Origin of the sequence: Streptomyces sp. NPDC059003 (genome assembly GCF_042740445.1) — a bacterium.
GTDB lineage: Bacteria > Actinomycetota > Actinomycetes > Streptomycetales > Streptomycetaceae > Streptomyces.
The window spans coordinates 1-11,790 of sequence record NZ_JBHYJH010000225.1; the positions used below are offsets into that span (position 1 = coordinate 1).

Genomic DNA, 11,790 nt, shown 5'->3' on the forward strand with positions numbered 1-11,790 from the left:
GGGGGCGTTCTCCACCGCGGTGCCCGCGCTCGTCGTCCCCGCCGTACGGGCCCTGCGGGACGCGCACCCGGGGGTGTCCGTGCAGGTGCGGGAGGCGGAGGCGGCTCAGGCGTACGAGCTGCTTGCCGCCGGGGACGTCGACCTCGCGCTGTCGCTGGCCGCGCAGGCGCCGAGCGGGCGGGACGGGCGCTTCACCCAGGTCCCCCTGCTCGCCGACCCGCTGGACGTCGCCCTGCCCGCGGCACATCCCCTCGCCCGCAAGCGCGGCCTCACGCTCGCCGACCTCGCCGACGAGCCCTGGATCTTCGGCGGCTCCGGGCCCTGGTCCGACATCACCCGCGGGGCCTGCGAGGCCGCCGGATTCGTACCGGAGCAGGCCCACAGCGCCGCCGGCTGGACGGCGATCCTCGCCATGGTGGAGGCGGGCATGGGCGTGGCCCTCGTACCGCGCATGGCGACCCCCTCCCGCCGGGATGGGGTCGCCATGAGGGGCCTCGGCCCCGGGACCCCCCACCGCCATGTGGTCGCCGCGGTTCGCCGCGGGGCGGAGGCCGGGGTGGGCGTGAGCCGCGTGCTCACCGCGCTGCGCGCGGCCGCGGCATCCCGGTGACCGTCACCCTGCGCCCCCGTCCCCGCCGCTCCGCGGCGGGCTTCACCCCGCCCACCCACCCCATACGCCTCCGCGTGCGCCCAGGTCCCGCCGCTACCGCGGCGGCAGCTACCCGCCCGCCCACCCATGACCTACCGTCCGTGGGCGCACGTCCCGCCGCTACCGCGGCGGCTTCTCCCCGCCCGCCCACCCAGTACCAGCCGTCCCGGCCGCACCCGCCGACGGCGGGCAACCCCCACAAGGGGCGCCCACCGTCCATCCGACCGGAAACGGGCGGGCGGGTGGGAGAGGCCACCCGCCCAAAGGACTACGCGTCAGCGACCCGCGCGCGCAGCGCCCGCTCAACCCCCGCCCTGGACTCCATGACCAACCGTCGAAGCGCCGCCGTCGGCTCAGCCGACGCGAGCCACGCGTCGGTCGCGTCCAGCGTCGCCTGCGCGACCTGCACCGCCGGGTAAAGGCCCACCGCGACCTGCTGCGCCATCTCGTGGGACCGGGAGTCCCACACCGACTTGACCGCGGCGAAGTACTTCTCGGTGTAGTGCGCGAGCAGCTCCCGCTGCTCGGTCTGGACGAAGCCGGAGATCACCGCCTCCTGCACGGCGTTGGGCAGCTTGTCGGACTCGACGACCGACGCCCAGGCCTCCGCCTTGGCCTCGGCGGTCGGCCGCGCCGCCCGCGCGGCGGCCGCGTGGCGCTCGCCCGCGGCCGTCTTGTCCCGCTCGGCCTCCGCGGCGATCTCCGTCTCGCCGAAGCGGCCGGTCGCGGCGAGCCGCGCCACGAACGCCCAGCGCAGCTCGGTGTCGACGGCCAGGCCCTCCACGACCGACGAGCCGTCAAGCAGACCCTCGAGCAGGGAGAGGTCGGCATCCGTACGGGCCGTGGCCGCGAACGCGCGGGCCCACGCCAGCTGGTGGTCGCTGCCCGGCTCGGCGGCCCGCAGGTGCTCCAGGGACGCCTCGGTCCAGCGGGTGAGCGCGGCGTCCCGGCCCGCGGGCGCGGCGTACAGGTCGAGGGCCAGCTTCACCTGGCGGTGCAGGGACTGCACGACGCCGATGTCGGACTCCTTGCCGATGCCCGAGAGCACCAACGAAAGATAGTCGCGCGTCGGGAGCTCCGCGTCGCGCGTCATGTCCCACGCGGACGCCCAGCACAGGGCGCGCGGCAGCGACGCCTCGAAGTCGCCCAGGTGCTCGGTGACGAAGGCGAGGGAGTCGGCGTCCAGGCGGACCTTGGCGTACGACAGGTCGTCGTCGTTCAGGAGGATCACCGCAGGGCGGGCGCGGCCCACCAGCGCCTCCACCGCCGTCAGCTCGCCGTCGACGTCCAGCTCGACCCGGTCCGTGCGCACCAGCTTGCCGGACGCGTCGTCCAGGTCGTACAGGCCGATCGCGATGCGGTGGGGCCGCAGGGTCGGCTCGCCCTTGGCGCCCTCGGGCAGCGCCGGCGCCTCCTGCTTCACCGCGAAGGAGGTGATCGTGCCGGAGGAGTCGACGTCCACCACCGGGCGCAGGATGTTGATGCCCGCCGTCTGGAGCCACTTCTGCGACCAGGTCGTCAGGTCGCGCCCACTGGTCTCCTCCAGGGCGCCGAGCAGATCGCTCAGCCGCGTGTTGCCGAACGCGTGCCGCTTGAAGTACGCCTGCACGCCGCTGAAGAACTCGTCCTCGCCGACGTACGCGACCAGCTGCTTCAGGACGGAGGCGCCCTTGGCGTACGTGATCCCGTCGAAGTTGACGAGCACGTCGTCCAGGTCGCGGATGTCCGCCATGATCGGGTGCGTCGACGGCAGCTGGTCCTGGCGGTACGCCCACGTCTTCATCTGGTTGGCGAAGGTGGTCCAGGAGTGCGGCCACTTCGACCCCGGCGCGTACGCCTGGCAGGCGGCCTCGGCGTACGTGGCGAACGACTCGTTCAGCCACAGGTCGTTCCACCACTCCATGGTGACCAGGTCGCCGAACCACATGTGGGCCAGCTCGTGCAGGATCGTGGCGGCACGCACCTCGTACGCGGCGTCCGTCACCTTGGAGCGGAACACGTACTGGTCGCGGATCGTCACCGCGCCCGCGTTCTCCATCGCGCCCGCGTTGAACTCCGGCACGAACAGCTGGTCGTACTTCTTGAAGGGGTACGGGTAGTCGAACTTCTCCTGGAACCAGTCGAAGCCCTGCCGGGTCACCGCGAAGATCGCGTCCGCGTCCAGGAACTCGGCGAGCGAGGGGCGGCAGTAGATGCCGAGCGGGACGCTCTGCCCGTCCTTCTCGTACACGGAGTGCACCGCGTGGTACGGGCCGACGATCAGCGCCGTGACGTACGTCGACATGCGCGGCGTCGGCTCGAAGGTCCAGACGTCGTCCTTGGGCTCCGGCGTCGGCGAGTTCGAGATCACCGTCCAGCCGCTCGGCGCCTTCACGGTGAACTGGAACGTGGCCTTCAGGTCCGGCTGCTCGAACGAGGCGAAGACCCGGCGCGCGTCGGGGACCTCGAACTGCGTGTACAGGTACGCCTGGTCGTCGACCGGGTCCACGAAGCGGTGCAGGCCCTCGCCGGTGTTCGTGTACTCGCAGTCGGCGACGACCTTGAGCTCGTTCGCGCCCTCGTGCAGATGCCGCAGGGCGATGCGCGAGTCGCGGAAGACCGCGGCCACCTCCAGGGCGTGACCGTTCAGGACGACCTCGTGCACCGCCGGGGCGACCAGGTCGATGAAGGTCTCGGCGCCCGCCTCGGCGCTGGTGAAGCGCACGGTGGTCACCGACCGGTAGGTGCCGCCCTCCTGCGCTCCGGAGAGGTCGAGATCGATCTCGTACGAGTCAACGGTGAGCAGCTTGGCCCGCTGCTGCGCCTCTTCGCGGGTCAGATTGGTGCCGGGCACGCGGTCATCTCCTCGCTACGATGTGCGAACTTTTGCGATGTTTCCGGCCATCCTTCCATGTGGCGCCGCGGGCCGCCCCGCGCCATTGTTCTCCCGGAGCGCTGCGGTTAGCATCCGCGCGTCGGCTCAGGCCGGAGAGCGGTCTCGAGCGGCCTGGAGCGGGGTCGGGAGCAGATGCGGCGGATGCATATGACACGGGGCGCACAGGGCTCACGGGGCTCGGCGCGCCCACGGGGCTCGCGGGGTCCGGGGCGGTTACGCGGCGGCCGGCTGGGCGCGGCGCTGCGGCCGCTGCCCGCGCTCGCCCTCCTGATCGCCACCACGGCGGCCTGCGGCGGCTCCGACGACGACGGCGGCGGCAACGCGTCCGGCGACGGCCCCGAGAAGTCCCGGATCACCGTCGGCACCCTGCCCGTCGCCGACACGGCGCCGCTGCAGCTGGCCATGGACAAGGGGTACTTCAAGGCGGAGGGGCTCACCGTCCGCACGACGACGCTCAGCGGCGGCGCCGAGTCGGTCAGCCGCCTCAGGGCGGGCGCGCTCGACCTCTCCTTCGGCAACTACGTCTCGTACTTCCTCGCCCACGCCAACAAGGCCATCGACGTCCGCTTCGTCGCCGACGGCTTCCAGTCCGCGCCCAAGACGCACGCGGTGCTCGTGCCGAAGGACTCGCCGGTCAAGTCCCTGAAGGACCTCGAAGGCAAGAAGATCGCCGTCAACACGAAGCGGAACATCGGTGTCCTGCTCGTGCGGAAGGCGGGCCGCGCGGAGGGCGCCTCGTTCGACGACGACAAGAGCTTCGCCGAGGTCGACATGCCGAACATGGAGACCGCCCTGACGTCGGGGAGCGTCGACGCCGTGATGGCCGTCGAGCCGTTCGTCACCGCGATCGAGGACTCCGGCGCGGGCCGGGTCGTCGCCGACCTCGGCAAGCCGCCGACCGCGGGCTTCCCGATCGCCGGGTACGCGGCGACGGCGTCGTTCGCCGAGAAGAACCCGAAGACGGTCGCGGCGTTCCAGCGGGCCATGGCCCGCGCGCAGAAGCTGGCCGCCAGGCGGTCGGCCGTCGTCGGGACGCTCCCGGACTACACGAGGATCAGCGCGGACCAGGCGGCACGGATGCACCTCGGCGGCTACCCCGTGACGCTCGACGCGGCGCGGCTGCGGCGCGTGGTCGACCTCATGCGGGAGTTCGGCTACGTGAAGCGGGACATCGACGTGGAGTCGCTGCTCGTGCGTACGGCGCAGTGAGGCGGGTGAGTGCCGTGGGGGCGGCTTGGGGGTGGCTGTCGTGGGGGTGGCATGCGTGAGGCGGGACATGCGGTGAGGCGGGCGATGCGGTGAGGCGGGCGATGCGGTGAGGCGGGTGGCGCGCTCCGGTCCGGGCCCCGGCCCGGGGTCAGGGGCGCTCGCTCGCGCACGCGCCCCCTTACGCGCCGGTGGCCTGGTCTCGCGCCGGTGGGGCCGGGCGCTGTTGGGAGCGCTCGGTGTCGGGGGCGCGGTCCTTCTCGTCGAAGTCATCGCCCGCAGCGGGGTGTTCGACGCGCAGGCCCTGCCGCCCGCCTCGTCCGTGCTCGCCCGCGCCGCCGAGATGGCCGCCGACGACGGCTTCCTCGACCACCTCTGGACCACCGTCTCCGCGTGGCTCGGCGGGCTCGCGCTCGCCGTCGCCCTCGCCGTGCCCGCCGGGCTGCTGCTCGGCTCCCTGCCCCGCCTCAACACCGCGAGCCTCGCCGTCGTCGAGCTCGCCCGGCCCGTTCCGTCCGTCGCCCTCATTCCGCTCGCGATCCTGGTGTTCGTGGAGCCGGAGCGGGTCGAGCGGTCGCTCGTCTGCTACGCGGCGTTGTGGCCGATCCTGCTGAACACGCTGTACGGGCTGCGGGATGTGGACCCCGTCGCCAAGGAGACGCTGCGGTCCTTCGGGTTCGGGGGGTGGGGGGTGCTGTGGCGGGTGTGCCTGCCGAGTGCGGGGCCCTTTGTGGTGACCGGGGTGCGGATCGCTGCTTCTGTGGGGTTGATCGTGGCGGTCAGTGCGGAGTTGCGCGCCGGGGGCGACGGGGGTCTTGGGGTCTATCTCTTGGAGAGCCAGTCGGGGGGTGGGCGGCCGGATTTGATGGTGGCGGGGGCGGTGTGGGCCGGGGGGCTCGGGGTGGTGGCGAACGCTGGGCTGGTGTGGGTGGGGAGGATGGTCTTTCCCCAGTCCCGCCCCTTCCCGAAACCAGGGGCTGCCGCCCCTGGACCCCGCCTTATCGCGCTTCGCGCTCGTCCTCAAACGCCGGACGGGCTGAAAGAACCTGAGGTCGGCTCATGAGGTTCCTCGTCGCGCGTGCGTGGTTGCTCGTCGTGCTCGTCGGAGTCTGGGAAGTGGCCGCCCGGCGGGCCGGGGACCTGTACTTTCCGCCGCCGTCCCGCATCGTGACCGTGATGCGGGAGGAGTGGTGGTCCGGGCAGGGGCTCGACGACCTCCTGCCGAGTCTGGGGCATCTGCTGCTCGGGTGGGCCATCGCGGGGGTCGTGGGGATCGCCGTCGGGACGGCGGTCGGGCTCTCCCGGGTGGCGTTCCACGTACTCGATCCCGTGCTGCAGTTCGGCCGTGCCGTGCCGCCGCCCACGCTGATCCCGTTCTTCATGGTCGCCTTCGGGCTCGGTACGTCGATGCAGCTGGCGACCATCGTCTTCGGCGTCGTCTGGCCGGTGCTCCTGAACACCGTCGACGGGGTGCGGTCGGTCGAGCCCGTGCAGCTCGACTCCGCGCGCGTCTTCGGGCTCGGCGGGCCCGCGCGGCTGCGGTACGTCGTGCTGCCCGCGGCCGCGCCCAAGATCTTCGCGGGGCTCAGGGTCGCGCTCGGCTTCGCCCTGATCCTCATGGTCATCGCCGAGCTCATGGGGTCGGGCGAGGGCATCGGCGCCCGGCTCAACGCGGCCGAGCGGGAGTTCAGGCCCGACCAGCTGTGGGCGGCGATCGTGCTGCTCGGCGCCGTCGGCTGCGTACTCAACGGACTCTTCCTGCTCGTCGAGCGGAAGGCCCTGGCCTGGCACAGGGGCGCGAGGCGCATGGACACATAGAGCGCAAGGAGAGCGACGGGGCGCCCGGGACCGCGAGCGCACCGGCGGCGCGCGCGGTGCATCCGGTGTACCGGGCACATGGGGAACGCCCGCCGCGTCCGCGTACTCAAAGCACGTAGACCACGTGGCAGTTGGTATCGGGGGGAACAGGGGGAACAGGGGATGTTGGAGATCACGGGGCTCAGTCATCGGTACGACGACGGGCACCACGCCGTCGACGGGGTCGAACTCTTCGTGGAGCGCGGCGAGTTGGTGAGCATCGTCGGTCCTTCGGGGTGCGGGAAGTCCACGTTGCTGCGGTGTGTCGCGGGCCTTCAGCGGCAGAGCGAGGGGCGGATCGCGGTGGGCGGCAGGGCCGTCGACGGGGTGCCCGACGACCTGGCCGTCGTCTTCCAGGACTACACGCGCTCGCTCTTCCCGTGGCTGACCGTGCGCGACAACGTCGCGCTGCCGCTGCGCCGCCGCGGGCTCGCCCGTGCCGAGCGGCGCGCGCGGGCGCACGCGGCGCTCGAGCAGGTCGGCCTGGCCGACACCGCGGGCCGCTACCCGTGGCAGCTGTCGGGCGGGATGCAGCAGCGCGTCGCCCTCGCGCGGGCGCTCGCCTACCGGCCCGCGCTGCTGCTCATGGACGAGCCGTTCGGGTCCGTCGACGCGCAGACCCGGGAGGACCTGGAGGACCTGCTGCTCGCGGTGCGGGGCGGCGGCGCGGCTCCGGGCGGCGACGGGGGCGGCGGTCCCGGTGGCCCGGGTGGCCCCGGCGGTCCGGGTGGCCCCGGCGGTCCCGGCGGTCATGAAGATGGCATGACCATCCTCCTCGTCACGCACGACATCGACGAGAGCGTGTACGTCGGCGACCGCGTCGTCGTCCTCACCGGCGCCCCCGGGCGCGTCCACAGCGACCTGCGCGTCGAACTCCCGGCGCCGCGCGACCAGATCGTCACGCGCGGGCTGCCCGAGTTCGTGAAGCTGCGGGCCGAGGTCGGGCGGGCGGTGCGGCGGCCATGAGCGTGGACGTACTGGTCGCGGGCGCGGGCATCGGCGGCCTCACCACCGCCCTGAGCCTGCACGCGGCGGGCATCGACGTACGCGTACTCGAAACCGTCGAGGTGCTGCGGCCCATCGGCGTCGGCATCAATCTGCTCCCGCACGCCGTACGGGAGCTGACCGAGCTCGGCCTCGGCGACCAGCTCGCCGCGACCGCCGTCCAGGCCGCCGAGCAGGTCCACTACGACCGCCACGGCAACCGCATCTGGGGCGAGCCGCGCGGGCTCGCGCTCGGCTACCACTGGCCGCAGTACTCCATCCACCGCGGCGCCCTCCAGATGATTCTGCTCGACGCGGTGCGGCAGCGGATCGGGGACCGGGCCGTGGTCACCGGCACGTCGTTCGTCCGCTTCATGGAGGAGGGGTCCGGGCTGCGGGTCGTGGTGCGGGACATGGCGCGGGGGCGTGAGCACGCGGTGCGGGTGCGGGCGCTCGTCGGGGCCGACGGTCTGTACTCGGCCGTACGGGCCCGGCTGCACCCGGGGGAGGGCCCGCCCCTGTCGAACGGCATCCGCATGTGGCGCGGCGTCACCGAGTGGGACCCCGTCCTCGGCGGCCGGACCGTCGCCGTCGCCGGCAGCAACGCGCACGCCAAGCTCGTCGTCTACCCCATCTCCCGGGACGCCGAGCTGCGCGGGCGCGCGCTGCTCAACTGGGTGGCGGAGGTCCGCTTCCCCTTCGAGCCGGGCGGCCCCTCCGGCTCCGCCGACTGGAACCGGACCGGGCGCCTCTCCGACGTCCTGCCGCACTACGCGGGCTGGCGCATCGGGGACCTGGACGTCCCGGCGCTCTTCTCCGCGACGCGCCGCATCCTGGAGTACCCCATGGTCGACCGGGAGCCGCTCCCGTGGTGGGGCAAGGGCCCGGTCACGCTCCTCGGTGACGCCGCGCACCCCATGTACCCCGTGGGGTCCAACGGCGGCTCCCAGGCGGTCCTCGACGCGCGGGTGTTGGCCCGCTGCCTCGCGATGACCGACCCGGACCGGGTCGCGGGCCTCCGGGCGTACGAGGAGGTCCGCCGCGAGGCGACGACGGCGCTGGTCCTGGCCAACCGCCGCATGCCCGCCGACCGCTTCCTCGCCGCCGTCGCCGAGCGCGCCCCCGACGGCTTCTCCCGCGTGGAGGACGTCCTCACGGCGGAGGAACTGGGGGAGCTGGAGGCGGCGTACCGGTGGACTACGGGGACGGATGTTTCCGAGCTGAACGGGAGGGGGTCGTGGAGTGTGTAGGTCCCGTTGATCGCGCTGCGCGCTCGTCCTCAAACGCCGGACGGGCTGGATTTCCCCGCCCACCCACCCCCTTCAGCCTGCGGCGCCTCGGAGGTGGAGGAGGAGCTGGGCGAGGGAGGCGGGGTTGGTGGTGAGCTCGGTGGCGGGGTCGTCGCCTTCGCGGAGGTGGATGGTGCCGGGTGCGGTGGCGGCCAATTCGACGCAGGCGTTGCCGTCGCCGCCTCCAGAGAAGGACGACTTCTGCCAGCGGATGGGGCTCATAGCTCGCTCGCTTTAAGGGCGTGGAGGAGACCGGTGAGAGCGGCTGGGGTGGCAGTGAGCTCGATGGCGGGTTCGTCGCTCTCACGGAGGTGGATCGTGCGGGCGGAGGAGGCCACTTCTATGCAGGCGTTGCCGTCGCCTTCTCCGGAGAACGATGACTTCTGCCAGACCTCAGAGGTGGTCATAGAGTGCCTCACAGTTCGTTGGCCAACTGGTGGATGAAGTCGCGTGACCGCACGGGGTCCAGTGACACCCCTTCTACTTTACGGAAGAGTGTTCGACAGCGGTCGAGCTGAGCCTCGGAATCGATGAATCCGGTGCCGTGCGGGGCGTCGCGCACCACGGTGTCCAGTCGCGGGACCTCTCCGCCCGCGTACACCATGGTGCTCGCCGCTCCTGCGAATCCGTCCAGGTCGAACGGGATGATCCGCACGGTGACATGGTCGGTCTCGGAGAACTCCAGGATGTGGTTGAGCTGGGCGCGTGATGCCGCTCTGTCCGCGACCCTGATCCGCAGGGCTGCCTCGTGGATCACTGCGGTGTACGGAATTGGGTGCGGTCCCTCGATGATCACCCGGCGCTTCATGCGGTGGCTAACGCGTGACTCCAACTCCTCGCGGGGGAGTTCGGGAATCCGGTACGCAAACACCGCGTGGGCGTAGTCCTCCGTCTGAAGAAGCCCGGGAACGCGCAGGAAGTCCACGTCACGCCGGAACGTGGCGTAGTGCTCAAGCTCGGAAAGGTCCAGGAACGACGTAGGGAGCAGGCCCCGGTACTCCTCCCACCACCCCTGCGTCCGGCTCGTCGCCATGCCGACCAAGGCCTCGATCAACTCCTGGTCCATGCAGGCGTAATGAGATGCCAGGCGGCGCAGGCGCTCCTCGCTGACACCGGCGATACCGGCCTCGATGTGGCTCAGCTGGGCGGAGTTCGCCCCCAGCAGGGCTGCCGCCTCGGTCGCCTTCAAGCCTGCGGCGTCCCGCAGTTTGCGCAGTTCAATGCCCAGGCGCATCTGTCGCGCAGTCGGATTCCGCCTCGTCGCCATTCGCCGCTCCCGGCCCAACTCGCAGTGCTGCTTGCCTCGTTCGGGTGTCAGGTTAGGTGAACGGCTTGCTGGGTCACAAATTATAGGCATACCGTCGGTGACGCGTCGCACCCGCTGCGGAACCCCGGGAGTCCCGGAAGCGCACCGCGTCGTCCTGCCAGGGCGGCCGCGCCAATGCCACCGCCCGTCACCCGCCGCACACCCCAACTCCTCTCACCCCCACGGGAGTTCACCCATGCCTCACGACGCCCAGCCCTGGGAGTACGTCGTCCACATCCCGCACGACCCGCGCGCGGTCACCGTCTGTCGCCACACACTGCGCGCGGCACTCACCCTGCACGGCCTGGACCGCGTCACCGACGTGGCGGAACTCCTCGCGACCGAGCTGGTCGCCAACGCCGTACGCCACACCAAGGGCCCGGTCTCCTTCCGCCTCCTCTGGGCGGACGGCGTACTCCGGATCGGCGCGTGGGACGCGGACCCGCTGCTGCCCGAGCCCCCGCCGAGCCCGGCCGCGGACATGGAGGAACAGGGGCGAGGACTCGACCTCGTCAGAGCGTGCGCGGACACGTGGGGCTGGCACCCGCAGCCCGAGGAGGGCGGCGACGCCGGGAAGTACGTCTGGTGCGAACTGGACGCGGCGTAGCACCGGATCTTCCAGAAGGACACGGAGCTGATGCTCCGCAACTTCCGGAGACTGCTCCACGTCCCGTTCCCGGAACCGCGTGACATCGCGATCCTGAACGCGGACCTCACGGAGATCGAACCCATCGAGCGCCGGGTGGACACCCTGTTACGGGTCGACACCGACGACGGCAGCTATCTGCTGGTGCTTGAGGCGCAGGGCAAGAAGGACGAGGCCAAGCGGCGAAGCTGGCCGTACTACCTCTCGTACTTGCATGCGAAGTACCGCTGCCAGCCGGTGCTGATCGTCATGTCGCAGAGCAAGTCGACCGCCGAGTGGGCGGCTCAGCCCATCAAGCTGGGCCTGTCGTACCACCCCTCGCTCGTGGTGCGGCCCTTCGTCCTCGGCCCGGAGAACGTGCCGGTGATCGCGGACGAGAAGGAGGCCGCGAGGGACGTCTCCCTCGCGGTGTTCTCGGCGATTACGCATGGTAGGGGGCGGGGTGCCGCTGCGATACTCAAACCGTTGGCGGCAGTCCTGGAGACAGTGGAACCCGAGGGCGCGGCGGTGTTCGCGCAGCTCGTCGAGTCAGGCCTGGTGGACCCCCAGGCGAAGGAGATCTGGAGGGACTTGATGGCAACGGTGAACTACTTCTTCCGGCACTCGGTGGCGGAGAAGGTGCGGGAAGAAGGCCGGGAAGAAGGCCGGGAAGAAGGCATCGAAAAGGGCATCGTGCGAGAACGTGCCGCCATGGTGCTGCGCATGCTCGACTGGCGCGAGATCGCGGTGCCGGAATCCGTGCGGGAACGCGTACTGGCCTGCACGGATCTTGAGCAGCTGAACGTGTGGGCCAAGCGTGCGGTGCACACGGCCGACGCGGAGGGCCTGTTCGAGGGAGACAAGGACTGAGCCGAAGACAAACGCCGGACGGGCTGGATGTTTTCAGCCCGTCCGGCGTTTGAGGACGAGGCCGAAGGCCGGAAAGAAGGGGGCCTGGGGGCGGAGCCCCCAGTTCGGGAAGGGGCGGGGTGGGGGACA

General features: G+C 71.6%; 12 protein-coding genes. 8 read left to right on the forward strand and 4 right to left on the reverse strand.

What is annotated here, in order from left to right; genetic code table 11:
* Nucleotides 1-610, forward strand: a 610-nt coding sequence (locus ACFWZ5_RS40985) for a LysR substrate-binding domain-containing protein (protein ID WP_384892257.1), incomplete at its 5' end; no start/stop codon positions are given.
* A 307-nt stretch (nucleotides 611-917) separates the two neighbouring features.
* Here the strand turns inward: ACFWZ5_RS40985 and pepN are convergent.
* A complete protein-coding gene (pepN, locus tag ACFWZ5_RS40990; protein ID WP_384803700.1) occupies nucleotides 918-3,482 on the reverse strand; it encodes an aminopeptidase N in 2,565 nt (854 codons plus the stop codon).
* 183 nt (nucleotides 3,483-3,665) lie between these two features.
* On the opposite strand from pepN, the gene ACFWZ5_RS40995 reads away from it, so the two are divergent.
* The 5 genes from ACFWZ5_RS40995 to ACFWZ5_RS41015 all read left to right on the forward strand — a co-directional run bounded on the left by ACFWZ5_RS40995 (nucleotide 3,666) and on the right by ACFWZ5_RS41015 (nucleotide 8,821).
* Nucleotides 3,666-4,733, forward strand: coding sequence for an ABC transporter substrate-binding protein (locus ACFWZ5_RS40995; protein ID WP_384803703.1), 1,068 nt, complete (start codon nucleotides 3,666-3,668; stop codon nucleotides 4,731-4,733).
* A 223-nt stretch (nucleotides 4,734-4,956) separates the two neighbouring features.
* Nucleotides 4,957-5,793 carry an ABC transporter permease gene (locus ACFWZ5_RS41000; protein WP_384803706.1) on the forward strand — a complete coding sequence of 279 codons (837 nt, stop codon included), beginning with the start codon at nucleotides 4,957-4,959 and terminating at the stop codon, nucleotides 5,791-5,793.
* Nucleotides 5,790-6,548 (forward strand): ABC transporter permease, encoded by a 759-nt coding sequence (locus tag ACFWZ5_RS41005; protein WP_384803709.1) that lies wholly within the window; start codon nucleotides 5,790-5,792, stop codon nucleotides 6,546-6,548. The genes ACFWZ5_RS41000 and ACFWZ5_RS41005 overlap by 4 nt, the downstream gene beginning before the upstream one ends.
* A gap of 162 nt (nucleotides 6,549-6,710) precedes the next feature.
* A complete protein-coding gene (locus tag ACFWZ5_RS41010) occupies nucleotides 6,711-7,553 on the forward strand; it encodes an ABC transporter ATP-binding protein (RefSeq protein WP_384803712.1) in 843 nt (280 codons plus the stop codon).
* Nucleotides 7,550-8,821, forward strand: coding sequence for a flavin-dependent oxidoreductase (locus tag ACFWZ5_RS41015; protein ID WP_384803715.1), 1,272 nt, complete (start codon nucleotides 7,550-7,552; stop codon nucleotides 8,819-8,821). Before ACFWZ5_RS41010 ends, ACFWZ5_RS41015 begins: the two co-directional genes overlap by 4 nt.
* 72 nt (nucleotides 8,822-8,893) lie before the next feature.
* Here the strand turns inward: ACFWZ5_RS41015 and ACFWZ5_RS41020 are convergent, their stop codons facing one another.
* From ACFWZ5_RS41020 to ACFWZ5_RS41030, 3 genes are read right to left on the reverse strand one after another with little or no spacing between them, the layout of a single operon-like run.
* Complete coding sequence (locus ACFWZ5_RS41020; RefSeq protein WP_384803718.1) at nucleotides 8,894-9,082, reverse strand: DUF397 domain-containing protein; 189 nt, start codon at nucleotides 9,080-9,082, stop codon at nucleotides 8,894-8,896.
* Nucleotides 9,079-9,267 (reverse strand): DUF397 domain-containing protein, encoded by a 189-nt coding sequence (locus tag ACFWZ5_RS41025; protein ID WP_384803721.1) that lies wholly within the window; start codon nucleotides 9,265-9,267, stop codon nucleotides 9,079-9,081. The genes ACFWZ5_RS41020 and ACFWZ5_RS41025 overlap by 4 nt, the downstream gene beginning before the upstream one ends.
* Before the next feature lie 8 nt (nucleotides 9,268-9,275).
* The gene (locus ACFWZ5_RS41030; protein ID WP_384803724.1) at nucleotides 9,276-10,127 is read right to left on the reverse strand and encodes a helix-turn-helix domain-containing protein; all 852 of its coding nucleotides are present in this window, start codon (nucleotides 10,125-10,127) and stop codon (nucleotides 9,276-9,278) included.
* Nucleotides 10,128-10,362: 235 nt separating this feature from the next.
* On the opposite strand from ACFWZ5_RS41030, the gene ACFWZ5_RS41035 reads away from it, so the two are divergent.
* Nucleotides 10,363-10,773 (forward strand): ATP-binding protein, encoded by a 411-nt coding sequence (locus ACFWZ5_RS41035; protein ID WP_384803727.1) that lies wholly within the window; start codon nucleotides 10,363-10,365, stop codon nucleotides 10,771-10,773.
* Nucleotides 10,774-10,803: 30 nt separating this feature from the next.
* Nucleotides 10,804-11,661 carry a hypothetical protein gene (locus ACFWZ5_RS41040; RefSeq protein WP_384803729.1) on the forward strand — a complete coding sequence of 286 codons (858 nt, stop codon included), beginning with the start codon at nucleotides 10,804-10,806 and terminating at the stop codon, nucleotides 11,659-11,661.
* Nucleotides 11,662-11,790 lie beyond the last annotated feature (129 nt).